Here is a 25,519-nt window from a genome sequence, read left to right as displayed (position 1 = left end):
TCCTAGCGTTAATGAATAAGGTTCGCAGCATACGCCAGAAAGGGCGTTATCGCAAATTTTTCATAAAAAACGCAGCCTGAAAAGGGTTTTCAGGCTGCGTTTTTTGTGTTGCTTAGAATACGGTACCTAACTGGAATTGGAAGCGTTGAACTTGGTCTGAGCTTTTCTTTTTCAGTGGGTAAGCGTAGCTTAATTTGATTGGACCTACTGGTGAAATCCAAGTGAGTGCTGCACCTACTGAGTAACGTAATTCGTTTCTAAACGATGATTTATGGTTGCTGCTGTAGTAGCCGTTTGAGCCATTTGGGTTGGCTGCGTTATAGCGGTTTGGGTTATAGGTTTTGCCATCCCACACGCTGCCTGCATCTGCAAACAAGCTCAAACGAACGGTGCGGCTATCTTTAATGCCTGGGAATGGGAACAGCAATTCTGCGTTGGCATTGGCTGAGTATTTACCGCCGTATGATTCTGTATTGTAAGAACCATTGTTAGGGTCGATGTCGTATACTTTTGGACCCAACGAGCCGCTTTCGTAACCACGAACAGAACCTAAACCACCGCCTGATTGTGTATACATAAATGGTACTTCTTTGGTTTTGCCATACGCGCCGCTATAACCAATTTGTCCATTCAACATCAAAGTGAAGTGTTTGGTTAATGGGAAATACCAAGTTTGTTGGTGCCCCAAGCGATAGTATTGGAAGCCGCTACCTGGTAAACCGATTTCGCCTGTTACGTTGGTGCTGTAACCACGCGTTGGCCAGAAACCGTCATCGGTTGTGTTGCGGAACCAGCTCAATGTGCCTTTGTATAACCAGTTGTTTTTGCCGTTTTCATCAACGAAACGTTGGTAACGATAAGGCGGTCTGTTGAACAGGGTTACGCCCATGTGTTCAACGCCTAAACCCAAGTTCACGCGGTCGTATTCGGTAATTGGTACGCCCATGTTGGCAGAAACGCCGTATCTGTCCATACGATAGTTACGTGTATTGCTGTCTGATTTTGATGGGTCGTAGCGCGAACCAAAAATGTTGTATGACATGCTCACGCCATCAGGTGTGAAATAAGGCTCGGTAAACGATAAGTTCACGGCTTGGGTTACTTTACTGCGTGAAACGCTTAATGCAGTAGATTTACCTGTACCAAACAAGTTATCTTGTGCCACGCTGCCTGCAAGTACCAAACCATCATCTTGCGACCAGCCTGCAGAAGCGTTAATGCTACCTGTTGAACGTTCTTGAACTTGCACCGTTAAATCAGTTTGTTGGTCATCTTCTGGAACGGGATTGGTTAAGATTTTCACGTCATCAAAATAACCTAATTGACGCAAACGTTCTGAAGAGCGTGCCAATTTTGATTGGTCGTAAGTAGCACCTTCCATTTGACGCATTTCGCGGCGAATCACTTCATCGCGTGTTTTATTGTTGCCACTGATTTTAATGCTGCGTACGGCAACGCGATTACCTGGAGCAACCACAATCGAAATGTCGGCGATATTTTTGCCATTTTCTTCACGACGAACAGTCTCGCTGGTTACTTTTGCATTCGCATAACCTGCAGATTGCAAATCTTGATGAATCAGAGCCATGGCAGCCTGAAGCGAATCCATATTACTCAAGCGACCTGCTTTGAGTTTTTTCAGGTGTTTTTCTAAAGTTTCACGTGGCACGTCTTTCGTATCGCCTACGATACGGATATTGCCCCAATAGAATTTTTTACCTTCGTGCAATTTAATGGTTACACTTTCTTTGGTTTTGTCTTCATTAAATTGACGTTCTACATCGTTGTAGTCCACTTGAAAGTCAAAATAACCGTGTTCGTGATAGAACGCTTCTAGACGTGCTTTATCGCGACTGAATTTTTCCCAAGAGAAGACATTGCTTTTGGTTGCCCACGAGAAAATAGTGCCGTCGGTTAAGCCTACGATGCGGCTCAAGCGGTAGTCAGAAAACGCTTCATTGCCTTCAAAATTCAAGGCATTCATGCGCGTGGTTTCGCCTTCTTCCACGTTCACGGTAACCGCCACGCGGTTGTGCGACAATTCTTGCACTTTAGGCGTGATTTTTGCGTTGTTTTTGCCTTGTTCTTTATAAGCACCGTCCAAAGCACGCAAAGCGCGAACCAGTGCCTCTTGGCTGAAGAAATCGCCTTTGCCTAAGCCTGAAGATGCCAATGCTTGTGCCGTGTTGTAAGCTGCTTGTGTTTCGTATTCTTGCAGTTTTTCATCATAAGATTGCTCGCCTTTTTTGCTGGCAACCAAATCAGCGTCGTTGCTTGCGTTAGATGCTTTCACCGTCGCCATCTGCTTCACAATCGCATCGTTTGGCAACACTTTCGCGCCTTTAACCGTTAATTCGCTGATGATAGGGCGTTCTTTCACGGTAATAATCAACATATTGCCGTTTTGTTCCAGCAACACGTTTTCATAGAAACCCGTTGCGTACAAACGTTGAATCAACTCTTCGCCTTTTTCATCGGTAAACGTATCGCCCACTTTCAAAGGCAGCAATGAACGTACCGTCGCTTCAGACGTATGTTGTTCCCCTTCCACGCGAAATTCGTTCACGGTAAAGTTTTCCGCAAAAGCGGGCAATACCATGCCGAGCGCAAATAAAGTTGCAGTAATCTTATTTAATTTCATTGTGTTATCCAAGTAAACGAGTTATATCGTTAAAAAATGCCAAAATCATCATCGTGAGCATTGCCGCCACGCCCAAACGCAAACCAATATCCTGAATGGTTTTGCTCAACGGCTTGCCACGCAAAAGCTCAGCAGTATAGTAAACGAAATGCCCACCGTCCAACACAGGAATCGGCAGCAAGTTCATCACGCCTAAGCTAATACTCACCAAAGCCAAAAATTCAATATAAGGTTGCCAACCAATTTGCACCGTTTGCCCTGCCACTTCCGCAATCGTAATCGGACCCGAAATGTGGCTCAAAGATGCTTTGCCCATAATCAGCTTGCCAAAGAACGACAGCGTCAAAGCCGAGTAGTTTACCATTTTATCCCAGCCCATTTGCAAAGACTGCATGGCAGACGGATAAAAATGATAGCTCACGTGTTTTTCCCACGCTTCATCAATGCTTGCACCCACGCCCACGCGACCAATAATTTGGCTCTTATCAGGCAATTCATACGAATCAGGCATTAACGTGGTTTGACGCGTTTCGCCGCCGCGCACATAAGTAATTTTCAGGCTGCGACCTGCATTTTCGCGAACAATTTTGCTCCACTGCGCCCATTTTTGCGTGGCGACATTATCCACTTGAATAATGCGGTCTCCCTTTTGCAAACCTGCTTTTGCAGCAGCTCCTTCAGGCTGCACAAAACCAATCGTGTCGCCAATCTTAAACGGCATAATGCCCAAACCCGCTTGGCGTTTGGCAACCGCTTCTGCTTCAGGCGTCCCCGTTGCATTGATGCTGCGGACAACGGTTTGACCTTGCGCGGTTTGCACTTGCACCGCTATTTTGCCCGCTTCTAAATCCAGCACCATTGCCGTTTGCGCATCAGCAAAGGTTTGCACCGCTTTGCCATTCACGTTCAGGATTTTGTCACCCTCTTGGAAACCTGCGCTGGCAGCAATAGACGGCGTTTGCACCGTGCCAACAATCGGGCGAATTTCAGTAACACCACCCACGCCAAAGCTAAACCAATACAGCAGCACCGCCAAAATCAAATTGGTTAAAGGTCCTGCCACCACTACGGCAATGCGTTTCAATGGGTGTTGCTTGTCAAAAGCGAATGGCAAATCTTCTTCCGCCACTTCCCCCTCTCGCGTGTCCACCATTTTCACATAACCGCCCAAAGGAAACGGCGCAAGACACCAGTCAATATTGCGCCAGCGTTTGGTATAAAACGGCGTGCCAAAGCCCACGGAAAAGCGCAGCACTTTAATGCCGCACAATCGGGCAACAATTAAATGCCCCAATTCGTGTAAGCTCACTAATAATAAAATAGCAACCAAAAAGGCTGCGATAGTTTGCAAAAAAGCCATAAATGTTTGTGTGTAGAAATAAAAAAGTGAGTAAGAATAACAGCTTTGCTGCGGTTTGTATATTTTCAGGCTGCAATCTTTACGAAATTTCAAATGAATTCATTTGTTACAAAATTTCAGTTTTCAGGCTGCAAAATCATCAAAATGCAGCCTGAAAGCCTTTTTTGCGACAAAGATTGTAATAAAGCAACAAAAACCGTGCTAGAATAAATTTTTCTTCCACTTATCCGAAAAAGTTAAACATGGATATTTTGATTGTCTTACTCCCAGCGATTGTGTGGGGTTCGATGATTTTGGTAACAACGTATGTCGGTGGTACAGCATATCACCAAATTTTGGGGATTACCGTTGGCGCACTGATTTTCGCCGTTGTGAAAACCCTGCTTTTCGGCGGCGCAGACTGGAGTGTGACCACGCTGTAGGTTAGTTTGGCAACAGGCGTTTCTGGACGATTGGACAAATCAGACAATTACAAAGTATCAAAAAAATCGGTGTGGCATACACCATGCCCATGTCCACAGGTATGCAGCTGGTTACCACCACCCTAATTTGGCGCGTTGGTGCTGGGTGAATGGAACAACCCAAAAGCCATGGGTTTGGGCATTGCCGCATTACTGCTGATTTTGGCAGGCGTGTATTTCACATCAGCGCAGCCTGAAAACGTTGTGCCAGACGAATCTTCAAAAGCCAACCGCAAACAAGCGTTGATGTCGTATCCAAAATCACATTAACCTTTTTCGGGTGCGAAAAGTGATTTTGTTTCGTTGCTCATTTTTAAGTGGCGTTGAATGGTTTTGGTGCTGCATGGGTACTATTTAGCCAGTTGTTCAATGGTGCGATGTTCATCGCGATATTGTTGCCAAAGTTCATCGTTATTTAAGCGTATTCCACCGTTAAAACGCTTCTTACATTGGGTGCAAAAATAGCTTGTTTATGGTTACGCGTTCCGTATTTTTGAACGGAATTTGAGCGGTCAAAAGGGCATTTTTTGTGTTCAAAGCATTTGACCTATCTGAAAGCCTTTAAGCATAAGGCTTTCAGCGATTTTTACCAACCATTTTGTCCTTTAACCCTAATTTTGAAAGAATTAGCGAATTTAGTAAAAATATCAGAATTAAATATCACGTTGAATTTTAATCAAAAAGCAGCCTGAAAAATATTTTTCAGGTTGCTTTTTTATCATCTCATATTTCTAACCACATCTTCCGCCAAACTCCGCGTTTGCTCGTCCAACCCCAACAATTCCTCAATACTTTTCAGGCTGCCTGAAACATGTTTCTCCAAACACGCCCCCACCACTTTCGCAATATCGGTAAACCTAATTTGCCCACGCAAAAACGCCGCCACTGCCACTTCATTGGCTGCATTCAACACGCACGGCGCAGAACCGCCAACAAACATCGCATCGTAAGCCAATTTCAAACATGGATAACGCGCAAAATCAGGCTCTTGGAACGTCAGCCCCGACAGCTTGCCAAAATCCAACGCGCCCACGCCCGACTCAATCCGTTCAGGCAGCCCCAAACAATACGCAATCGGCGTACGCATATCAGGATTGCCCAGTTGCGCCAACACGCTGCCGTCTGTGTACCGCACCATGCTGTGAATAATGGATTGCGGGTGGATTACGACTTCCAATTTATCAGGCGGACAGTTGAACAACCAATGCGCTTCAATCAGCTCCAAGCCTTTGTTCATCATGGTAGAAGAATCCACCGAAATTTTCTGTCCCATTGACCAATTTGGGTGCTTGACGGCTTGTGCTGGTGTGATGTGCGGTAATTCGGCAATCGGCGTGTTTAAAAACGAACCGCCCGAAGCAGTCAAAACAATAGACGTTACGCCATGCGCGTCCATATTGCCTGCGTAATCGCGTGGCAACACTTGGAAAATGGCGTTGTGTTCGCTGTCAATCGGCAAGACTTTTGCGCCGTGCTTTTTCGCCGTTTCCATAAATAGGCTGCCTGAAACGACTAGCGTTTCTTTGTTCGCCAAATAAATCGTTTTGCCGTGTTTCGCGGCGGCGAGTGCAGACGGTAAACCAGCCGCACCGACAATCGCGCACATCACGCCTGTTACTTCGGGGGCGGTGGCGATGTCAATTAGGGCTTGTTTGCCAAATAGCACTTCGGTGTGCAGGCTGCCTAATTGTTGGCGCAATTTCTTGGCGCGGGTTTCATCAGCAACCACGGCGTATTTCGGGGAGAACTGGCGGCATTGTTCGGCGAGTTTTTCCACTTGCGAATGCCCTGCCAAGGCGAAAATTTGAAATTTGTCGGGGTGGCGCGAGATTACGTCTAATGTGGATACGCCAATGCTGCCTGTGCTGCCTAAAATGGTTAATGTTTGCATGATTGTGTTCTGTGAAAAAATAAGGGGGAATTATACGCGCTTTGGTTTTTCAGGCTGCGTTTTGAATGTGGGAATTATGGCAGCCTGAAAACTTTATGAAACTTTCAGGCTGCATGTGGCTTGAAAAACAGCCTTGCAACACGCGTATTTTTATCGCAGCCTGAAAAGTTTTTCTGTTATGATTTATTTGTGTTTTTTTATGTAAACCAACAGGAAACGAAACGATGAAAAAATGGACTTCTTCTATTTTGGCGGCGGCTTTGGTGGGCTGCTTTTCTATGGCTCACGCAGACAATGCGGCGGAATGCAAACCGTTGCCGAAAGTGGCGAAACAGTATTCTATTTTTGAAAATTGTGGCGAAGACGTTTTGCGTTTTATGGATACGAAATCGGAATCTACGCATAATGTTGGGCTGATGAATGGCAAGGGCGAAATTGTGGTTCCAGCGCAATATGTGTTTATTACGCGATATGAAACGCAACCATCTTTATTTGTGGCAAACACAAGAGTAGATGATAAATTGCACAACATTGTCATAGACATAAAAGGCAACACGATTATGGATTTTGATGAAAATGTGTTGGGTGTAGATTTGTCGGCAAACAATATTGTGGCAGTCAAACACGAAGACGGAGAAATCAAAAGGGCGTTGTTTGATTTGAAAGGCAAGCAGCTCACGCCGTTTAAATATACGGTGTTTTCAGGTTTTGATGATGGCTTGGCGGTGGTTTCTTCTGACCCTGTAACCAAATATGGCGAAGACAATAAAGATTTGCGCATGGGTTTTGTGGACGAGCAGGGCAAGGAAGTGATTGCGCCCCAATTTAAAGAGTTGGGCAAGTTTGCTGAAGGCACTTCGTGGGTGGCAGATGATAAGGGCGACCGTTGGGCGATTGATAAAACGGGCGCGAAATTGTGGAAAGTGCCGTATGCGTTTAAAGATATTTCGCTTTCTACGCACGGTTTGGTGCGCTTGGCTAATGATGACACGAGCTGGGTGGCTGTGGTGGACGCGAAAACGGGGCGCGAAGTTGTGCCTGCTGGGAAGTTTGACGATTTGAGCGTTTCGGATTATGCACCTGTGATTTATGCGGTGCGTAATCATTTGGTGGGCTTGTTGGATTTGAATGGCAAGACTTTGGTTGAGCCTGCTTATGATACGGGCGATGAATCGGAAGACGGTGAACCGTATGTGCGTTTGTATCGCCATGCCAATCAAACGGTGGATTATGTGAACATGAAAGGGGAAGTGATTCAGTCGCGTCCTGCGAAGTTTGCGAAAGCCTGTGCGCATGTGAAACTTGATGCACCTGCTGTTCAGGATAAGAATATGCGCGTTAGGGATTGGAATGCGGAACGTAATCAAGTGGCGTTTGCGGATTTGGCTGCTGGGGATACGGTGAACGGGACGTGTGATGATGTGGCGAAAAGCGCGGTGGTGAAGAAAGCGCGTGGGAAGAAGAAATAAGTTAAGAATGCAGCCTGAAAAGTGGTTTTCAGGCTGTATTTTTGTTTTTAAATTTCAACAATCACTTTTTTAACTGTGCCAGCTTGTTTGCTTGCTTCAAATGCTTGGCGCAATACTTGCAAAGATTGAAGTTTTAATTCTTTGGCGTTTGGGGCAACTTGAATGTTATGAAGATTGTATTGTTTATTATAGTGGATTAAATTTAGATTAGGACAAGGCGACAACGACCGCCGTGTACATCTAGTACATAAGGGAGTTGGCAACGCTGTACTAATCTAAATTTGATTCACTATATTTTGCATATATTCCCTTCAAAGTAAGGCAGCCTGACAAATATTTTCAGGCTGCTTTTGAATTTGGGTAATCATTTTAGTATTTCTTCGCTTCCGTTTTTGCCAAGTAACCAAACGCAAAAATTGCCGCGCCAAAATGCGTCAGCGCATACACAAGCACCAGTAAACCCGTCAGCCACCATAATTTCGCAATCACTTTTGCCCATTGCAAAGCGTTATTCATGCCATGAAAAAATACATACAACACAGCAAATACTACTGCCAACAACAAAATGCCTAGCAATGCACTCATCGTGCAGCGTTTTGCCAAATAATATTGTTCTTCTTTCGTGGGCGCGTGATGTTCTTTTTTAACAAAATGTAATGCAGTAAATGAAACGGCAGAAAACATTAACGCACCAAGCGCCTCTTTGATATGAAATACTTGTTGCAACAGCATACCAGCCATACAACAAGACGCATAAACCGACGAAAAATGATTTAAATAAGGTTTTAAATGCTGCATGATGTTTTCCAAATTATTTTCAGGCTGCCTGAAAAATTCAAAATCACTCTGGTCGCATTTGTGGGAACAAAATCACATCACGAATGGTTTGCGCGTCTGTCAGCAGCATCACCAAGCGGTCGATACCGATACCGCAGCCGCCTGTTGGCGGCAAACCAAATTCCATCGCGCGAATGTAGTCCGCGTCAAAGTGCATGGCTTCATCATCGCCAGCGTCCAACTGCGCCACTTGCGCTTTGAAACGTGCGGCTTGGTCTTCAGGGTCGTTCAACTCTGAATAGCCGTTTGCTAATTCGCGTCCAACCACAAACAATTCAAAGCGTTCAGTCAAACCTTGTTTGGTGTCTGAAGCGCGTGCCAATGGCGATACTTCCACTGGGTAATCCACGATGAATGTTGGATTCCACAATTTGCTTTCGGCGCAACCTTCAAACAATGCCAACTGCAATGAACCTAAACCGCTTGCGTGTGGCAAATCTTCGCCGTGTTTCACGATTTCTTTTTTCAACCATTCCGCGTCATTCAGTTGTTCATCTGTGTATTGCGGATTGAATTTTTTGATGGCTTGCAAAATGGTTAGGCGTTCAAATGGGCTTTCCAAGTCCACTTCTTTGCCGTTGTAAGTGATTTTGGCTGTGCCGTTTACGGCATGTGATGCGGCACGAATCACGCCTTCGGTCATTTGCATCATGCGTTCGTAATCGCTGAACGCTTCGTAAAATTCCATCATGGTAAATTCTGGATTGTGGCGAACAGACATGCCTTCGTTGCGGAAGTTGCGGTTGATTTCAAACACGCGCTCTAAACCGCCCACTACCAAGCGTTTTAAATACAATTCTGGTGCGATACGCAAGTAAAGCGGCATATCTAATGCGTTGTGGTAGGTAACGAAGGGTTTGGCTGTCGCACCGCCTGGGATTGGGTGCATCATTGGGGTTTCTACTTCCAAATATTGTTCGTTTACCATGAAATTGCGAATGGTTTGCACGATTTGGCTGCGTTTGATGAAGGTGTTGCGGCTGTCGTGGTTGGCAATTAAATCAACGTAGCGTTGGCGGTATTTGGTTTCTTGGTCTGCTAAGCCTTTGTGTTTGTCTGGCAATGGGCGCAATGATTTGCTCAATAGGCGGATTTCTGACACGCGTACGGTGAGTTCGCCGTGGTTGGTTTTGAATAATGTGCCAACTGCGCCGATGATGTCGCCCATGTCCCAATGGTTGAAGTCGTCCAACACTTCTTGGCTCACGCCTTTGTTGTTTAAGTAAAGCTGGATTTGTCCGCTCACGTCTTGAATGGTGGCAAAGCTGGCTTTACCCATTTGGCGTTTGAGCATCATGCGCCCTGCAATTTTCACGGGGATTTCTTGTGGGTCTAATTCTTCTTTGCTTTGTAAATCGTATTTGTTGTGCAAATCTTGGGCGAAACTATCGCGTTTAAAATCGTTTGGATAGGCGATGCGTTTGGCGCGAATGGCGTTTAATTTGTCGCGGCGAATGGCGATGATTTGGTTTTCGTCTAATTGTTCTTCTACTGCTGGGTTTTGAGTTTGGTCTGTCATAGTTGTCTCAATAATGAAAAGGGGTTTGAATTTTCAGGCTGCCTGAAAAGTGAAAATAACGCGTTATTTTACGCGGATTTAGTTATTTGCGAAATTGCTTATTTTGTTACGCAATTTACAAAAAATGGCATTAATTTTGATGTAAATCAAACAAATCTGGATTCGACTTGTATATCAATTTAATTTGTTTTATATATTAGATAATAAACTCTAATAGTAATTTATATTTTTTAACAGTCCTTTAGGAAATTTTTATCATGAAACCAGAACGTATCTATAACGGGGAATCTGTACAAATTAATTTCCCTATTCCTAATGTTCCTTATGAAGAACATATGATGACCACTTACACAGGTGAGTCGTATCCCGTTTATGTCACTCAGGAAGAAACGTCGTTTCCTGATGGTTCTTTGATTACGTCGCGTACGGATATTAATGGGGTGATTACGCATGCTAATGAAGCATTTGTTACGATGAGTGGCTGGTCGCGTGATGAATTGATTGGTGCGCCTCACAGCATTCTGCGCCATCCTGATATGCCTAAAGTGGCGTTCAAAGATTTATGGGAAACGCTGCAACGCGGCGAAAAATGGCATGGTTATGTGAAAAATTTGCGTAAAGATGGAGGATATTACTGGGTTTATGCAACAGCTATTCCAAATATAAGAAACGGTGTTGTGGAAGGCTACACTTCAGTTCGCCGCAAACCAAGTTTAGAAAAAATCAAAGAATGTACAGAACTGTACGCTCAATTACTAAAAGCCGAATGTGCTGAAAGTGATTGATTGTTCTTTTATTTCTATTAAAAGGTTGAGTCTAAATTCAGCCTAAATCAATTTATTGAATCCTTACAAGGCTCATTATTATGAACGCATCTACGTTTCAACCTATCTTAGAAGAATTGCACCATAATTCTACCGATGTTATTGCTTCAACCCTGATTGCTGTTGATGGGATTCCATTGTGCAGTATTTTGCCGCGTAATGCTGATGCAGACCGTGTAGGCGGTATGTCAGCCGCTATGCTTTCTTTAGGGCAACGTACTACAAAAGAATTGCTCAGTAGCCAAATGAAGCAACTGATTGTAGAAAGCCAAGACGGTTTTATCTTGTTGGTACAAGCAACAGATGACTTAGTTTTGGTTACTACAGCTAGAAAAGAAGCGAAGTTGGGCATGATTATGCTGCACGTTCGTCAGGCTGTTGCACAAATTCGGCAAGTTGCTTGAGGCTAACGTAAAATCACGCTAAATCTTTATTTTTCTAAAATAAATGTTGATATAAGTACTCTAAAGCCGTGTTAAAATGGTTTCTTGCAAAACCTAAATAACACGGTTGCTACCTGTTTTTGTATCAAAATAAATTTAATGATTAGGAATTTTTATTTATGCTGAATTTTCTTATTGCCCCAGATTTTCCACCAGAGTATTTTGCGGGCTGGCACATGTTCAACACTCAGCTACAACGCTTAACTGATTCAACTATTCATTTAAAAACGCCAGCCACTTACCATGAACAAAATGAACAATTAAGTAGCGGTCAAATTGCGTTGGTATATGCCAACCCATTTGACGCGTCTACATTGGTGCGTGATAACAACTACATTCCATTGGTGAAACCGATTAATCATTCTGATGAGATGGTGATTGCTGCACAAGCAAGCAGCGAATTTAATCATTCTGATGATTTGCCAACAGATAGCCGTATTTTGGTAACAGACAATCGCGATATTCGTTTGATTGGTTTGCGTTTGTTGGAATCTGCAAACATCACCGAACACTCTGTTCAGTGGCTGCATGCGGATACATTTCAAGAATCTGCTCGTCGCTTAATCGCAGGTGAAGCAGAAGCTGCCTTTTTCTTAGCAAGCACATTTAAAAATTTCAGTGCAACAACTAAGAAAAGCCTGAAAGTCTTGATGGAAAGTAATATCAACGATTTAAGCCATGTGGTTTTGTTGCATCCAGATTATGCGGAACATGCGGATACCTTGCGCGATGCGTTTGTGAAAATCAACACAACGCCAGCGGGTAAAATGGTTTTAGAAGATTTGTCTATTCCAGAAGGCTTTGAACCCCTGTCGCAAGAAGACGCAGAATTTATGATTGATTTGATTGAAACTTTACAAGACTAAGCATTTTAGTTTTCAGGCAGCCTGAAAGATTTTCAGGCTGCCTGATTGTTTGCAAAAGCCCATTTTTTTCGTTACACTCAAATAGTTTTAAACCCATTTTTTCACAACAAAATGAATGAATCCGAGCAGCAACGCTTTTAAGGCAGCCTGAAAAGTGATAACACTTTCAGGCTGCCTTTTGCTGCTTAATCAAATTTCAAAGGACACAACCACAATGGACATCAGTTGGCTTACCGAACCGCAAACATGGATAGGTTTTGTAACGCTTTTAGTTTTAGAAGTCGTACTAGGCATCGATAACCTCGTTTTCGTAGCCATTTTGGCGAACAAAGTCAAACCCAGCCTACGAGACCGCGCCCGAATCACAGGCTTAACGCTTGCCGTGTGCATTCGCATCGTCATGCTCGGTTTTATGGCGCACATCATCACGCTCACCGAACCGTTTTTTCATCTCGGTTCGCACCCCGTATCAGGCAAAGACTTGATTATGCTCGGTGGTGGCATCTTCCTGTTATACAAAGCCACCACCGAATTGCACGAGCGACTAGAAGGCGAAAACCATTTTCAAGTTGCCGACATGCAGAAAAAGCACGCCGCATTTTGGGGCGTAGTCGCACAGATTTTGGTGTTGGACGCAATTTTCTCCATTGATAGCGTGATTACCGCCGTGGCGATGGTGGAACATATCATCATAGCTATGAGCGCGGTAGTCGTAGCCATGGTAGCGATGATTACTGCCAGCAAACCGCTTACCGCGTTTGTGGACAGACACCCAACCGTTGTGATGTTGTGTTTAGGCTTCTTGCTGATGATTGGTTTCAGCCTGATTGCCGAAGCGTTCCACTTCCACATTCCAAAAGGCTATTTATATGCCGCGATTGGTTTCTCAATCCTTATTGAAATTTTCAACCAAGTTTCACAGAGAAACACCAAACGCAAAGACTACATCAACAGTTCTTGGCGACAACGCACCGCTGAAAACGTGCTGGGCATGATGGGCATTCGTGAAAGTTTGTTGGCAAAAGACGGCGATGAATCAAACGATAACGAACACTTTGAAGAAAACGAAAAATCCATGATTCGCAGCGTTTTAACGCTTGCTGAACGCCCGATTTTTGGTGTGATGATTCCGCGCAGCGACATTGAGCGCTTGGATATTTCGCAAAGCAAAGACGAGCAAAAAACGAAATTGGTGGAAACGCCTTATTCGCGAATGTTAGTCGTTGGCAAAGCTGGTGTGGACGAGCCGCTGGGTTACATCAACAAAAAAGATTTGTTGGCGCAGCTTTTGGAAACGGGCGAAATGAATATTCAGGCTGCGTTAAAACAGCCGTTAATGCTGCCTGAAAGCGCAACCGCGTTGATGGCGATTGAGTTGTTCCGCAAACACAGCGCGGATTATGCTTTGGTGGTGGACGAGTTTGGCGCGGTGCTGGGCATGGTTACCATGAAAGATTTGCTGGAAACGATTGCTGGCGAGTTTCCCGAAGAATTTGAGCGCGAAGACGAACCTGCGCTGCAAGAAAATTCGGACGACAGTTTGACGGTGGACGGTGCGTTGGAATATGTGGAACTTGCGCCACAATTAAATTTGCCGCCGCAATCAGACGACGCGGAATTTCACACCGTGGCTGGCTTGATTATGGAAGAATTGGGCGAGCTGCCTGAAGTGGGCGACACGATTGAGTTTCACGGTTGGCGATTTGAAGTGCTGGAGAAAGAAGGTCATCGCGTGGAACGTGTGGGGATTACGCGGATTGTGGAAGAGGAATAGGGCGATTGCAGCCTGAAAACTCATAAAAAACGCGATTGGTTTTGTGCCAATCGCGTTTTTTATGAGTTTTCAGGCTGCAATCTGATTATTTACCGTTCCAAGAGCGCAAGGCTTTATCACGCGCTTCTACACGACCTTTTGGCGTGAGTGAGTAGTAACCTTTTGCCATGCCGCTTTCCCAGTCGCCGTAAGTCGGGTTAGGCAACACGATGAAACGTGTACCAAATAATTGTTTATTTTGGTCTACAAACGCGCGGCGTTGAGCGTTGTCTTTGTGGTAAGTGGTATCGCCAAAGTCATTCAAGTTGTCGCCGATAAATAACACGATGTCATAACCGCGGTCTTGCACTTGTTGGAAGCGGATGCTTTTGTTTGATTTGTTGGTTTTCAACAGCAGAGATTCGTTGTCCACGCCAGTGAAACCAAGTTTTTGCAAGTTTTCAATAGTGGCTGCTTGCTCTTCTTTTGCCAAACGGTTGGATACATAGAACACTTTACCGCCGTTAGCATTCACATAATTGTTGAACTCAACTGCGCCTGCAATCGCTGTTGCTTGGCGTGCGTTTACCCAGCGTGTCCAATCTTGTTGGCTGAATGGGCGGTTGTTTTTGATGCGCCATGCGGCATAAGCTGAGTTATCCACCATGGTTTCGTCTAAATCAACCACCACGGCTTTTTGGCGACCTTCTGGCACTTGGGTGTTGTTAAACGCGATACGTGCAAAGTTGAACGCTTGATAAGATAGGGCTTTGTATTCGCCTGAATCTTGTACCCAGTTCACGGCTAAGCCTGCTTGTTGTTCTAATTGGGTTTCTGGGGTGGCACATGCGGATAGGGTTGCTGCCACAATCAGGGATAGAGCAATTTTTTTCATGTTGATTTCTCCAATGGGGTTTACAAAAACAAACGAATTTTAATGGAACTGAAATATTGCTTCAAACGGATTTTGCCTAAAATGCTTGTTTTATATCAAGGAAATGAAAATGAATCGTTTGAAAATGATTGATTGGGCGGGAAATGGCTTGTTTGTGTTGAATGTGATTGCGGGGATTGTGCCGTTGCATTGGGCGGTGATTTTTGCGTTTGCGGTGTGCCATGCGTTTTTGCGATTGGCTTATTTGAAGGTGGAACAAGATGTGCAAGGCAAGGCGGAAGAGTTGAAGAAAATTCAGGCTGCTATGCCGTTGGTGCGCTATATCGCTACGTTGATTAGTTCGGTGATTATGGCGGGGATTTTGTATGGGATTGGGTATGGGGTGCAGTATTTGGTTCAGATGGTGTTGCATTGAATTGATGATGTAATGCAGCCTGAAAATGGGTTTCAGGCTGCGTTATTATTTAAAACAGCTTAATTATTTAGACAAAGGTTGCCATTTCCATTCAGCCACTTCTGGAATGTCTTTACCATGTTCACGGATATAGCTGCGGTGGAATGCCACAGTTTCGTCCATTTTCGTAGCAAATTCAGCAGCTTTTTCACCATAAACGGCTTGTGCTGCGTCTTTAGCAACGTGGAAACGGTCCATTTCAGACAATACACGCATATCAAATGGTGTGGTGATGTCGCCATTTTCACGGTAGCCGTGAATGCGTACATTGTGGTTGTGGCGTGAGAAGAACAAGTCGCGAATCATGCCTTCGTAGCCGTGGAAGCAGAATACCACTGGTTTGTCTTTAGTGAACAACGCATCAAATTGTTCGTCGCTCAAACCGCGTGGGTCAATGCTTGGGTGGCGCAATTTCAGAATATCTACCACGTTGATAAAGCGGATTTTGAGTTCTGGGAATTGTTTGTGCAAAATGCTAATCGCTGCCAAGGCTTCCATGTTTGGCTCTGTACCTGCTGCGGCGATGACTACATCTGGTTCACCATCGTGGCAAGTTGATGCCCAATCAATCACTTTGTAACCTTCGCGTACCAATTCTTTCGCTTCTTCAGCATTGAAGAATTGTGGGCGCAAGTGTTTGGACGACACAATCAGGTTAATGCGATCGCGTGAAGTCAAAGCGTCTTCCATCACTGCCATCAAAGTGTTGCTGTCGGCTGGCAAGTATTCGCGGACAAATTCAGGTTTTTTCTCTGCCAAGTGAGTCAGCAAGCCTGGGTCTTGGTGCGTATAACCATTGTGGTCTTGTTGGAACACAGTTGATGTAGCAATCAAGTTCAATGATGGGTAATCATTGCGCCAAGCTGCGTGCGTTTTGCATTTGCGCAACCATTTGAAGTGTTGCGTAATCATTGAATCCACCACGCGGAAGAATGATTCGTAGCTTGCGAAGAAACCGTGGCGACCTGTCAAAACGTAGCCTTCCAAGAAGCCTTCTGCTTGGTGTTCAGACAGTTGAGAGTCAATCACGCGACCAACTGGAGAAATCCATTCATCGTAAGCTTCATCGCGGCGACCCATCCATTGACGGTTCGTTACTTTAAACACTTGGTTCAAGCGGTTAGATTTGGTTTCATCTGGGCCGAAGATACGGAAGTTGTCTGGGTTAGCCGTAACCACGTCTGCCATCAAGCGACCACATTCAATCATATCTTGCGCGTCTTTGCTGCCAGGAACGCCGATTTCCAAAGCGTGTTTAGTCCAATCAGGCATTACCAACGCTTTAGGGTTCACACCGCCGTTTGTGATTGGGTGAACAGACATACGTTTTGCGCCTTTAGGCGAAATTTCGCGCCATTTATCCAAGAAGCAACCGTTGTCATCAAACAATTCTTCTGGGCGATAGCTACGCAACCATTCTTCCAATGCGCCAGCAGTTGCCATATCGTGAGAGCTTGCAGGGATTGGCACTTGGTGCGCACGGAAACCGCCTTCGATTGGTTCGCTGTTCCATAATTTAGGACCAGTCCAGCCTTTAGGAATACGCGCAACCAATACTGGCCAATGTGGCATAGAAACTTCTTCTGCTTTGTGCGCGCGTGTTTCTTTCCAAATTGCCAAAATGCGTTCAACTGCTTCGTCTACTTTTTGCGCCATGATTTCGTGGTAGTTTTCCACGCCGTTCACATCAACAAAAATAGGTTCCCAGCCCATACCGTTAAAGTACAGTTTCAATTCTTCGTCAGTTTTACGAGCCAAGATAGTTGGGTTGTGGATTTTGCCGCCGTTCAAATATAAGATTGGCAATACTGCGCCATCGTTTACAGGGTTGATGAATGTGTTACCAAACCAACCTGCACATAATGGGCCAGTTTCTGCTTCACCGTCGCCCACAACTGCGGCAGCGATGATGTTTGGATTATCCAAAACTGCGCCAAACGCGTGAGACAATGCGTAACCCAATTCACCACCTTCGTGGATAGAACCTGGGGTTTCAGGTGCAGCGTGAGAAGCGATACCGCCTGGGAAAGAGAAAATTTTGCACAATTTTTTCAAACCAGCAGTGTCTTGAGTGATTTCAGGATAAATTTCAGTGTAGCTGCCGTCCAAGTAAGAGTTTGACACCATTACTTGACCGCCATGACCTGGACCTTCGATGTAGAACATATCTACATCGTATTTGTTAATTGCACGGTTCAAGTGCGCGTAGATAAAGTTTTGCCCCGGCACAGTACCCCAGTGTCCGATAGGGTGTGCTTTCACATCGTCGGCAACCATTGGGGTTTTCAACAATGGATTGTCTTTCAAATACATTTGCGCAACAGAAATATAGTTGGCAGCGCGCCACCAAGCATCTACTTTGCCCAAGTATTCAGCAGTATCAAATTGAGTGTTACTCATGTTTTTTACTCTCTTCTAGTTGTTGTCAAGTTACGAATTACAAGCGTAATCATATCCCTTTTTGCACTTGAAAAACTAGATTTAAATTAAATTTTTGTAACAAAATTAAATAAATTTCGCAGCCTGAAAAAGAAAGCAGCCTGAAAAGTTTTCAGGCTGCTTTTTGTACTGCAAAATTACTCAGTTACATCACTTTCAGGCTGCGTGGTTTCCGTTGTTGCGTCATCAATCTCATCATCAGACTCCGCCACAGGCTCAATGCTAACCAAAGTCGTGCCTTCGTCCAAATTGATGAGTTTCACGCCAGCCGCCGCACGTCCTGTTTCACGAATCTGCTCCACTTTGGTGCGGATTAACACGCCGCCCGATGTGATTAACATCAAATCATCGCTAGGCGACACCAACGCTGCGCCCACCAATTCACCGTTACGTTCGCCAGTATCAATCGCAATAATCCCTTGACCGCCTTTGCCTTTGCGCGAGTAATCTTCAATCGGCGTGCGTTTGCCGTAGCCGTTTTGCGTAGCGGTCAAAACTTGCAAATCGCTACCCAATTCCGCCACCAACAAACTCACAATGCGACCATTTTCAGGCAGCTTCATACCGCGCAAACCGCCCGAACCACGACCACTTGGGCGAATACCTTTATTCGTCAGCAAATTAAATTCGCTAGAATTATCATCATCAGCTGAATTTTCATCATTCAGGCTGCCTGAAACGTCTTCGCTTTCATCATCATCGTTGCTCGTTGGATTGTAAAATTCATTGAAACGAATCGCCTTACCCAAATTGCTAAACAACATAATATCAGACGAACCCGACGTTTTTGCCACGCCCACCAAGCTGTCGCCGTCTTTCAACGCAATCGCCTTAATGCCTTTCACGCTCACATTTTTGAACGCAGAAAGCTGAACTTTTTTCACTACGCCCAACGCAGTCGCAAAGAACACATATTCATCTTCAGGGAAATCACGAACAGGCAAAATCGCACTCACTTTTTCGTTTTCTTCCAACTGAATCACATTGTTAATCGGACGACCGCGTGAATTGCGCCCACCTTCAGGCAGCCTGTAAACCTTAATCCAATGGCATTTGCCCAAATTCGTGAAACACATCAAATAATCGTGCGTGTTCGCCACAAACAATGTTTCAATAAAATCTTCATCTTTTGTAGCTGCCGCTTGTTTGCCGCGACCGCCGCGTTTTTGCGCTTGATAATCGCTGGTCGGCTGCGTTTTGATGTAGCCGCCGTGCGTCAGCGTAACCACCATTTCACGCGGCGGAATCAAATCTTCATCGGCAATATCGCCACCGCCCACCGCGTTGATTTCACTCTTGCGCTCATCGCCAAACTGCGTTTGCATCGCCACCAATTCATCGTCAATAATTTGGCGCACACGTTCAGGTTTCGCCAAAATATCCAATAAATCCACGATAACCGCCATTAAATCCTTATATTCTTTGACAATTTCGTCTTGGTCTAAACCAGTCAAATTTCGCAAACTCATACGCAAAATCGCACGCGCTTGCTCATCGCTCAACCAATAACCGTCTGCTTGCAAACCGCGATTTTCAGGCAGCCATTCAGGACGCGCCATGCGTAAATCCAAATCCGAGCGCGACAACATTTCGCTCACTAAAGCCGATTGCCAAGCGCGACCGAGCAACGCTTCACGCGCCGTTTCCACGTCCGCCGACTGCTTAATCAGCGCAATCATCTCATCAATATTGGACAGGGCAACCGCTTTACCTTCTGCGATGTGTCCTTCTGCACGCGCTTTTTTCAAGCGAAACAGCGTTCTGCGCGTAACCACTTCACGGCGATGGCGTAAAAATTCGCTCAAAATCTGTTTCAAATTCAACAAACGCGGCTGACCGTCCACCAACGCCACCATATTGATGCCAAACGTATCTTGCAACTGTGTGAGTTTATATAATTGATTTAAAATGACTTCTGCATTTTCATTGCGTTTCAATTCAATCACAATGCGCGTGCCGTCTTTGTCCGACTCATCGCGCAATTCCGCAATGCCTTCAATTGCCTTGTCGCGCACCAAATCGCCAATTTTTTCAACGAGTTTGGATTTATTCACTTGATACGGAATTTCATCAACAATAATCGCTTCACGTTCGCCATTTTTGCCAATCGGTTCAATGTGCGTTTTGGAACGGATTACGACACGACCGCGCCCTGTGTGGTAGCCAGCGCGAATGCCTGTCAAGCCGTAAATCGTTGCGCCAGTTGGGAAATCGGGGGCTTTGATGATGTCAATCAATTCGTTGATGTCGGTTTCAGGTTCGCGCAATAATTTCAGGCAGCCTGCAAGCGTGTCGCGCAAATTGTGTGGCGGAATGCTGGTTGCCATGCCGACCGCAATCCCTTCCGAGCCGTTCACGAGCAGCGCAGGAAAACGAGTTGGCAAAACAAGCGGTTCGCGTTCGCTGCCGTCGTAGTTGTCGCCAAAATTAACCGTGTCTTCTTCAATGTCGGCGAGCATTTCGTGGGCGATTTTTTCCATGCGGATTTCGGTGTAACGCATTGCCGCCGCCGCGTCGCCATCTACCGAACCGAAGTTACCTTGACCGTCCACCAGCGTGTAGCGCATGGAAAATGGTTGTGCCATGCGCACGATGGTTTGGTAAACCGCGCTGTCGCCGTGTGGGTGGTATTTACCGATGACATCGCCGACCACGCGAGCGGATTTTTTGTACGCGCCGTTCCAGTTATTTTTCAATTCGTGCATGGCGTACAACACGCGGCGGTGGACGGGTTTCAAGCCGTCGCGCACATCGGGCAACGCACGTCCCACAATCACCGACATGGCGTAGTCCAAATAGGACTTTTTCATTTCGTCTTCTAGGCTAACTACTATGGTTTCTTTGGCAAATTGTTGGTCGTTTGCGCTGCTCATTCTGTGTATTCCAAAATATTAAAAAACGCGTGATTTTATCACAAAAACAAGGTTTTCAGGCTGCCTGAAAGTATAGGAAACAAAATGGGGCATCGGCAGCTCGCCGATATAATCGCAGTTCATCACGATTTCATTTTTTAAGAAAATCAGTTTGCATTGAGGCACAGAATTGTCGGCGAGCTGCCGACGTTCCGTTTTTTAAATGCAGCCTGAAAAATAGATAAAGTTTTGTTTTATTTGAAATATGCTGTAATCTCTCGCTTTTTCACTCATCAGGGGAATTTTATCCGAATGCGCCGTTCACGGCGGAGATATCAGGCACGGACTGCGAAGCAGTCCTAAAAACGTTGAATTTCAGTCAGGCGTATTTTGCTGCTCAATATATTGCCGAATAATGGAAATAGGTGCACCGCCACAACTACCTGCAAAATAAGACGGCGACCACAACGGACCACCCCAAAGTTTCTCACGAATACTGGGATAATTTTTTTGCCTAATCATACGACTAGATACACCTTTCAAGCTGTTCACGAGTTTTGAAATAGACACTTTGGGTGGATAGTTTACAAGCAAATGAATATGGTCATTACCTATTTACCAAAAATGGGTTGGGTGCGTTATCGCAATAGCCGAGCTATTTCAGGCAGCCTGAAAAATGTAACCGTCAGCCAAAAATGCGGTAAGTGGTATGTTTCTATTCAAACAGAATTTGAGACGGAAACGCCAAAACCCAACGGCGGAGAAATCGGTATTGATATGGGCATCGTTCGTTTTGCTACTTTGTCCAACGGCGAATATTTTGAGCCGATTAACGCATTTAAGAACCTAAAAGGCAAATTAGCTAAACTACAAAAACGTTTCAAAAACAAGACCAAATTTTCTAAAAATTGGCAAAAGCTAAAAGCCAAAATTGCCAAATTGCACCACAAAATAGCCAATATTCGTAAAAACTACTTGCATCAAATCAGCAGCCAAATCAGCCAAAACCACGCGATTGTGTACGTTGAAGATTTGCAAGTGGCGAATATGTCTAAGTCAGCAAAAGGCGATGTTGAACAGCACGGTAAAAACATCAAACAAAAATCAGGCTTAAATCGTGCGATTTTAGACCAATCTTGGGCGGAATTTAGACGACAGTTAGCGTATAAATTGGCTTGGAATGGCGGTTTTTTGTTTGCTGTTCTGCCACAAAATACCAGCCGTTGTTGTCCTAGTTGCGGATATACCGCGAAAAATAACCGCCAAACGCAGGCGAATTTTGAATGCGTAGAGTGTGGCTATCAAAACAATGCCGATGTAGTCGGTGCAATCAATATATTAAAACGTGGGCAAGCCATTCAGGCTGCCTGAAAAACAAAAATCAGGGCAGGACGTGTCCGTAGCGCGTGTGAAGTGAACAATGCAGTCAGGTTGCCAGCAGCACGAACCCACCGAAGCGAGTCAGCAAAACATTGCTAGCCGCAGTAGGAATTCCCTCCCTTTAGGGAGGGAAGGATGTCAATTAATGTTATTGCTAAGCATTTAATAATTTTGTTATTTTATGTTAATAAAAGTAAATATAAAACTTTTTGCTTTTTTAGAGTTGGTAATCAATAATATAATTAAATATATTTATTCGGATAAAAATGGAAGAGGAATTATGAAACTCATTTCAGCTTCAATAGCTATTTTTCTTAGTAGTGTGTTTGCATTATCTGCATGTTCAAATAGTGAATCGTCAGTTGCAAATTCTACACAATCTTCGTCTCCATCGGTTGCAATCTTAACTGATGCAGCAAAATGGGAAAGTCATAACACAAAAATTACATTTTTAATGGGTAAAGTAACTCCAGAATTTAAAAGCATTACAGAGCTCGCGCATTTTGATACATCATCAGCAGTTTTGGGAGTTGATGGTAAATTTGTTTTAACTATTGATTTGAAAAGTATTAGTACAGATATTGATATTAGAAATCAACGTATGAAAGATTGGTTCTTTGAAACATCTAAATTCCCCATAGCGACCGTTACGGGTCAGTTGGATTCAGCGCAAATTAATCAATTAAAATTGGGTGAGACGTTGTTATTGGATCAAAATCTTTCGCTTAACTTGCATGGTGTAGATATCCCTATCCAGGCTGCTCTGTTAATCAGTCGAGTAGATAATAATAGGATGATTGTGAATACACGGACTCCTGTTATTGTTGATATTGGTAAAATCAATATGTTGGAAGAGATGGAAAAATTAATGGAAGGAATAGGTGTAAGTACAATAATACAGCAAGTACCTATTTCTTTTTATGGTGAGTTTAGTCGCATTTCTTAATAAAGAATAATAAAGAGGGAGAAGTGGTAATGAAGAAATTGTTAACTATTTCAGTAATTATTTCATTTTTAGTGGCTTGTTCACAGGAAGAGTCAATTCAAGAGGAAATAATACCAGTATCACAGTCAGTTGCTACAAAACCTATTTATGTTGTTGCTATTGATCCGCAATATCCTCCTTATTCGTTATCGGATAAGGATGGGAGAATAATAGGATTAGATGTTGATATTTTGAATAAAATTGCTGAAAAAGAAAATATTTCATTTCAATATAAACCCTATCCACATAACGATATTTTAGATCCACATAACGATATTTTAGGTAATATGAAAAAAGAGGGTGTTTCATTATTGGCATCTGGGATTGATGAGACTGAAGTAAAAGAAAAGCAAAAAGATGCTTTAGTTAGTTTGCCTTATTCTGAAACTAAAAAATGTGTTATGGAGTTGCGTTATAAAAGTTCGGATAAGTGGAAAGAGAAACGCATAGCAGTTTTAGTTTCTGATTTGGAAGCCGTTAAAAAAGTAAAAAATGTTGTGCAAAATAGCAATATTATTGAGTTCCCTTCTAATTATTTAGCGTTGTCTGCACTTATGAAAAATGAAGCAGATTCTGTTGTAGGGGACTGCACTATTTTAAATTATTATGCTCGTAATGATATTTTGGAAAAGTTCCCTTTTTCTATTCAGGATATTAATGATATGCCTGAAAAGCATAATATAGTATTTGTAGCACAACCAGATTCATTAGAGTTACTCTCAAAAGTTAATAACGGCTTGATGGAATTAAGGAAATCAGGTGAATTAGCGGTAATAATGAATAAATGGATAAAACCATCTGAATAATTTAGTTAAATACGGTAATGCGGGCGGTTTATTTAATAGACTTCCTGCGAAATCGGTGTAGGTCGGGCAGACTTCTTGCCCGATACCTTTCACGATATACATGGATTTGTCGGGCTACCAGCTTGGCCTACGACAATCTTTTCTAGTTTTGCAGCAAGTTTAATACATACCTTCACGTTCTTCACGTGTACTGGTATAAATATTTTTCACTTGCGTGTAAGCCGCCAACATCATTTTGTGCATTTCGAGACCAATCCCCGAAGTTTTGTAGCCGCCAAACGGTGCGCCAGCAGGCAAACGGTTATAGCAGTTTACCCACACGTAACCTGTTTCAATCGCACGCGCCACGCGCAAGGCACGGTTAATATCGTGCGTCCACACGCCGCCGCCTAAACCGTATTTACTTTCGTTTGCCATGCGAATCACCTCTTCTTCGGTTTTGAATTTAATCACGGTTGCAACAGGTCCGAAGATTTCTTCTTGTGAAACACGCGCGTTGTTGCTGTCCACTTCCAGCAAGGTCGGCTCTAAAAATTCGCCGTTTGCCAATTCGCCGCTTTCCACTTTTTTGCCGCCTCTGATGATGCGACAGCCTTCTTGCTCGCTAATTTTCACCTATTTTAAAATCGTTTGCAGTCGTCCGCCATTTACTTGAGAACCCATTTGGGTGTCGTCTTCCCAAGGTAAACCGACTTTCACTTTTTGGAATTCCGCCGCCAGCGCATTCACAAATTTATCGTAAATGCCTTCTTGCACAAAAATGCGTGAACCTGCACAGCACACCTGACCTTGATTGAACAAAATCCCTTTTTGTGCGCCTTCCAATGCTTTATCAAATGGCATATCGTCCAAGAAAATATTGGCTGATTTGCCGCCTAATTCCAATGTGGATGGAATCAACATTTCCGCCGCCGTAATGCCGATTTTGCGACCAATTTCAGTTGAGCCAGTAAACGCGAGTTTGTTAAAACCTTTGTGGTGCAGCATATATTCGCCTGATTTGCTGCCTTTGCCTGTAATCACGTTTAACACGCCTTTTGGCAACAAGTGATTAATTTTCTGTGCGAATGACAGCAAACTCAAAGATGTGCTGCTAGACGGGTGAATCACAATCGTGCAGCCAGCCGCCAAAGCAGGGGCGATTTTCCAAGCCGCCATTAAAAATGGGAAATTCCACGGAATAATTTGCCCTACCACGCCAATTGGTTCACGCAACACCAGCGATAAATCTTCTTCGTCCAACTGGTTGCAAGTGCCTTCTTCGCCGCGAATCACGCCAGCGAAATAGCGGAAATGGTCGGAAGCTAATGGCACGTCCGCCGCGCGTGTTTCGCGAATCGGTTTGCCGTTGTCCAATGTTTCTTGCAGCGCGAATAATTCGGCGTTTTCGTCAATCACGTCTGCGACTTTGTTCAGAATCGCGGTGCGTTCGGTAACGGTGGTTTTGCGCTACGTTTTGAACGCTTTTTGTGCGGCGGCAACGGCTGCATCTACGTCTGCATCGTTCGCGTCCACGAATTTGGCGAGTTTTGCACCGTTGGCTGGGTTGTACGCGGTTAGCAATTCGCTGCCATGTTTCCATTCGCCGTTAATCAATAAACCATATTCTTTGTCAAACACATTTAGAACCCGTATTCACAAACA

The 25,519-nt window shown here is 44.3% G+C and carries 20 protein-coding genes and 2 pseudogenes; 12 read left to right on the top strand and 10 right to left on the bottom strand.

Annotated features, from left to right (window positions below):
* Positions 1-112: 112 nt before the first annotated feature.
* Entirely contained in the window at positions 113-2,641 is a 2,529-nt protein-coding gene (gene bamA / locus QEO93_RS07825) for an outer membrane protein assembly factor BamA (protein ID WP_085815709.1), read from the bottom strand.
* 4 nt (positions 2,642-2,645) lie between these two features.
* Positions 2,646-3,992 (bottom strand): RIP metalloprotease RseP, encoded by a 1,347-nt coding sequence (gene rseP, locus QEO93_RS07820; RefSeq protein WP_032136434.1) that lies wholly within the window; start codon positions 3,990-3,992, stop codon positions 2,646-2,648.
* A 251-nt stretch (positions 3,993-4,243) separates the two neighbouring features.
* Between rseP and QEO93_RS07815 the strand changes: the two genes are divergently transcribed.
* The 3 genes from QEO93_RS07815 to QEO93_RS07810 all read left to right on the top strand — a co-directional run bounded on the left by QEO93_RS07815 (position 4,244) and on the right by QEO93_RS07810 (position 4,732).
* Entirely contained in the window at positions 4,244-4,423 is a 180-nt protein-coding gene (locus QEO93_RS07815) for a GRP family sugar transporter (protein WP_052368625.1), read from the top strand.
* A gap of 71 nt (positions 4,424-4,494) precedes the next feature.
* Positions 4,495-4,572, top strand: a complete 78-nt coding sequence (locus tag QEO93_RS11725) for a hypothetical protein (protein WP_431606460.1) — start codon at positions 4,495-4,497, stop codon at positions 4,570-4,572.
* A complete protein-coding gene (locus QEO93_RS07810; RefSeq protein WP_143445775.1) occupies positions 4,562-4,732 on the top strand; it encodes a hypothetical protein in 171 nt (56 codons plus the stop codon). The genes QEO93_RS11725 and QEO93_RS07810 overlap by 11 nt, the downstream gene beginning before the upstream one ends.
* A gap of 448 nt (positions 4,733-5,180) precedes the next feature.
* On the opposite strand, the gene ispC is transcribed toward QEO93_RS07810, so the two are convergent.
* Positions 5,181-6,353, bottom strand: coding sequence for a 1-deoxy-D-xylulose-5-phosphate reductoisomerase (gene ispC / locus QEO93_RS07805; protein WP_032136426.1), 1,173 nt, complete (start codon positions 6,351-6,353; stop codon positions 5,181-5,183).
* Positions 6,354-6,577: 224 nt separating this feature from the next.
* Here ispC and QEO93_RS07800 point away from each other — a divergent pair, with 224 nt between their 5' ends.
* Positions 6,578-7,822: a WG repeat-containing protein gene (locus QEO93_RS07800; protein WP_032136425.1), complete on the top strand. Its 1,245-nt coding sequence runs from the start codon at positions 6,578-6,580 to the stop codon at positions 7,820-7,822.
* 369 nt (positions 7,823-8,191) lie between these two features.
* On the opposite strand, the gene QEO93_RS07795 is transcribed toward QEO93_RS07800, so the two are convergent.
* Positions 8,192-8,620, bottom strand: a complete 429-nt coding sequence (locus QEO93_RS07795; RefSeq protein WP_032136424.1) for an ABZJ_00895 family protein — start codon at positions 8,618-8,620, stop codon at positions 8,192-8,194.
* 43 nt (positions 8,621-8,663) lie between these two features.
* Positions 8,664-10,178, bottom strand: a complete 1,515-nt coding sequence (gene lysS / locus QEO93_RS07790) for a lysine--tRNA ligase (RefSeq protein WP_032136423.1) — start codon at positions 10,176-10,178, stop codon at positions 8,664-8,666.
* 257 nt (positions 10,179-10,435) lie between these two features.
* Here lysS and QEO93_RS07785 point away from each other — a divergent pair, with 257 nt between their 5' ends.
* From QEO93_RS07785 to QEO93_RS07770, 4 genes are all read left to right on the top strand, one after another.
* A complete protein-coding gene (locus tag QEO93_RS07785; protein WP_032136422.1) occupies positions 10,436-10,963 on the top strand; it encodes a PAS domain-containing protein in 528 nt (175 codons plus the stop codon).
* Between the two features lie 80 nt (positions 10,964-11,043).
* The gene (locus QEO93_RS07780) at positions 11,044-11,406 is read left to right on the top strand and encodes a roadblock/LC7 domain-containing protein (RefSeq protein WP_085815707.1); all 363 of its coding nucleotides are present in this window, start codon (positions 11,044-11,046) and stop codon (positions 11,404-11,406) included.
* Between the two features lie 158 nt (positions 11,407-11,564).
* Complete coding sequence (locus QEO93_RS07775) at positions 11,565-12,311, top strand: PhnD/SsuA/transferrin family substrate-binding protein (protein ID WP_032136420.1); 747 nt, start codon at positions 11,565-11,567, stop codon at positions 12,309-12,311.
* A gap of 214 nt (positions 12,312-12,525) precedes the next feature.
* Positions 12,526-14,085, top strand: a complete 1,560-nt coding sequence (locus QEO93_RS07770) for a TerC family protein (protein ID WP_032136433.1) — start codon at positions 12,526-12,528, stop codon at positions 14,083-14,085.
* A gap of 85 nt (positions 14,086-14,170) precedes the next feature.
* On the opposite strand, the gene QEO93_RS07765 is transcribed toward QEO93_RS07770, so the two are convergent.
* Positions 14,171-14,959, bottom strand: coding sequence for a 5'-nucleotidase, lipoprotein e(P4) family (locus QEO93_RS07765; RefSeq protein ID WP_032136419.1), 789 nt, complete (start codon positions 14,957-14,959; stop codon positions 14,171-14,173).
* A gap of 109 nt (positions 14,960-15,068) precedes the next feature.
* Between QEO93_RS07765 and QEO93_RS07760 the strand changes: the two genes are divergently transcribed.
* On the top strand, positions 15,069-15,374 hold the full coding sequence (locus QEO93_RS07760; RefSeq protein ID WP_032136418.1) for a hypothetical protein: 306 nt from the start codon (positions 15,069-15,071) through the stop codon (positions 15,372-15,374).
* 63 nt (positions 15,375-15,437) lie between these two features.
* On the opposite strand, the gene QEO93_RS07755 is transcribed toward QEO93_RS07760, so the two are convergent.
* The 3 genes and pseudogenes from QEO93_RS07755 to tnpA all read right to left on the bottom strand — a co-directional run.
* Positions 15,438-17,813, bottom strand: a complete 2,376-nt coding sequence (locus QEO93_RS07755) for a phosphoketolase family protein (RefSeq protein ID WP_032136417.1) — start codon at positions 17,811-17,813, stop codon at positions 15,438-15,440.
* 176 nt (positions 17,814-17,989) lie between these two features.
* Positions 17,990-20,725, bottom strand: coding sequence for a DNA gyrase subunit A (gene gyrA, locus QEO93_RS07750; protein WP_085815706.1), 2,736 nt, complete (start codon positions 20,723-20,725; stop codon positions 17,990-17,992).
* 354 nt (positions 20,726-21,079) lie between these two features.
* Positions 21,080-21,313: pseudogene (gene tnpA, locus QEO93_RS07745) on the bottom strand (IS200/IS605 family transposase); the annotation flags it as partial.
* Between tnpA and QEO93_RS07740 the strand changes: the two are divergent.
* The 3 genes from QEO93_RS07740 (at position 21,299) to QEO93_RS07730 (ending at position 23,875) form a co-directional block, all read left to right on the top strand.
* Positions 21,299-22,075, top strand: coding sequence for an RNA-guided endonuclease InsQ/TnpB family protein (locus QEO93_RS07740; RefSeq protein ID WP_342742571.1), 777 nt, complete (start codon positions 21,299-21,301; stop codon positions 22,073-22,075). The pseudogene tnpA and the gene QEO93_RS07740 overlap by 15 nt on opposite strands.
* 289 nt (positions 22,076-22,364) lie before the next feature.
* On the top strand, positions 22,365-23,030 hold the full coding sequence (locus tag QEO93_RS07735) for a YceI family protein (protein WP_085815743.1): 666 nt from the start codon (positions 22,365-22,367) through the stop codon (positions 23,028-23,030).
* Positions 23,031-23,059: 29 nt separating this feature from the next.
* A complete protein-coding gene (locus QEO93_RS07730) occupies positions 23,060-23,875 on the top strand; it encodes a substrate-binding periplasmic protein (protein ID WP_085815705.1) in 816 nt (271 codons plus the stop codon).
* Between the two features lie 159 nt (positions 23,876-24,034).
* Here the strand turns inward: QEO93_RS07730 and QEO93_RS07725 are convergent.
* Positions 24,035-25,510: pseudogene (locus QEO93_RS07725) on the bottom strand (aldehyde dehydrogenase family protein).
* Between the last annotated feature and the right edge of the window lie 9 nt (positions 25,511-25,519).

It is taken from the genome of Kingella negevensis, assembly GCF_030177895.1.
In the GTDB taxonomy this organism is placed as follows: Bacteria; Pseudomonadota; Gammaproteobacteria; order Burkholderiales; family Neisseriaceae; genus Kingella_C; species Kingella_C negevensis.
The sequence above is the reverse complement of the archived record's forward strand: the minus strand, read 5'-3'. Positions and strand labels throughout refer to the sequence as shown.

What these genes read in the sequence shown, in the direction of transcription:
- bamA (WP_085815709.1), bottom strand. Translation starts at nt 2,641, where the DNA reads ATGAAATTAAATAAGATTACTGCAACTTTATTTGCGCTCGGCATGGTA.
- QEO93_RS07815 (WP_052368625.1), top strand. Translation starts at nt 4,244, where the DNA reads ATGGATATTTTGATTGTCTTACTCCCAGCGATTGTGTGGGGTTCGATG.
- ispC (WP_032136426.1), bottom strand. Translation starts at nt 6,353, where the DNA reads ATGCAAACATTAACCATTTTAGGCAGCACAGGCAGCATTGGCGTATCC.
- QEO93_RS07800 (WP_032136425.1), top strand. Translation starts at nt 6,578, where the DNA reads ATGAAAAAATGGACTTCTTCTATTTTGGCGGCGGCTTTGGTGGGCTGC.
- QEO93_RS07795 (WP_032136424.1), bottom strand. Translation starts at nt 8,620, where the DNA reads ATGCAGCATTTAAAACCTTATTTAAATCATTTTTCGTCGGTTTATGCG.
- lysS (WP_032136423.1), bottom strand. Translation starts at nt 10,178, where the DNA reads ATGACAGACCAAACTCAAAACCCAGCAGTAGAAGAACAATTAGACGAA.
- QEO93_RS07785 (WP_032136422.1), top strand. Translation starts at nt 10,436, where the DNA reads ATGAAACCAGAACGTATCTATAACGGGGAATCTGTACAAATTAATTTC.
- QEO93_RS07780 (WP_085815707.1), top strand. Translation starts at nt 11,044, where the DNA reads ATGAACGCATCTACGTTTCAACCTATCTTAGAAGAATTGCACCATAAT.
- QEO93_RS07775 (WP_032136420.1), top strand. Translation starts at nt 11,565, where the DNA reads ATGCTGAATTTTCTTATTGCCCCAGATTTTCCACCAGAGTATTTTGCG.
- QEO93_RS07770 (WP_032136433.1), top strand. Translation starts at nt 12,526, where the DNA reads ATGGACATCAGTTGGCTTACCGAACCGCAAACATGGATAGGTTTTGTA.
- QEO93_RS07765 (WP_032136419.1), bottom strand. Translation starts at nt 14,959, where the DNA reads ATGAAAAAAATTGCTCTATCCCTGATTGTGGCAGCAACCCTATCCGCA.
- QEO93_RS07760 (WP_032136418.1), top strand. Translation starts at nt 15,069, where the DNA reads ATGAATCGTTTGAAAATGATTGATTGGGCGGGAAATGGCTTGTTTGTG.
- QEO93_RS07755 (WP_032136417.1), bottom strand. Translation starts at nt 17,813, where the DNA reads ATGAGTAACACTCAATTTGATACTGCTGAATACTTGGGCAAAGTAGAT.
- gyrA (WP_085815706.1), bottom strand. Translation starts at nt 20,725, where the DNA reads ATGAGCAGCGCAAACGACCAACAATTTGCCAAAGAAACCATAGTAGTT.
- QEO93_RS07740 (WP_342742571.1), top strand. Translation starts at nt 21,299, where the DNA reads ATGAATATGGTCATTACCTATTTACCAAAAATGGGTTGGGTGCGTTAT.
- QEO93_RS07735 (WP_085815743.1), top strand. Translation starts at nt 22,365, where the DNA reads ATGAAACTCATTTCAGCTTCAATAGCTATTTTTCTTAGTAGTGTGTTT.
- QEO93_RS07730 (WP_085815705.1), top strand. Translation starts at nt 23,060, where the DNA reads ATGAAGAAATTGTTAACTATTTCAGTAATTATTTCATTTTTAGTGGCT.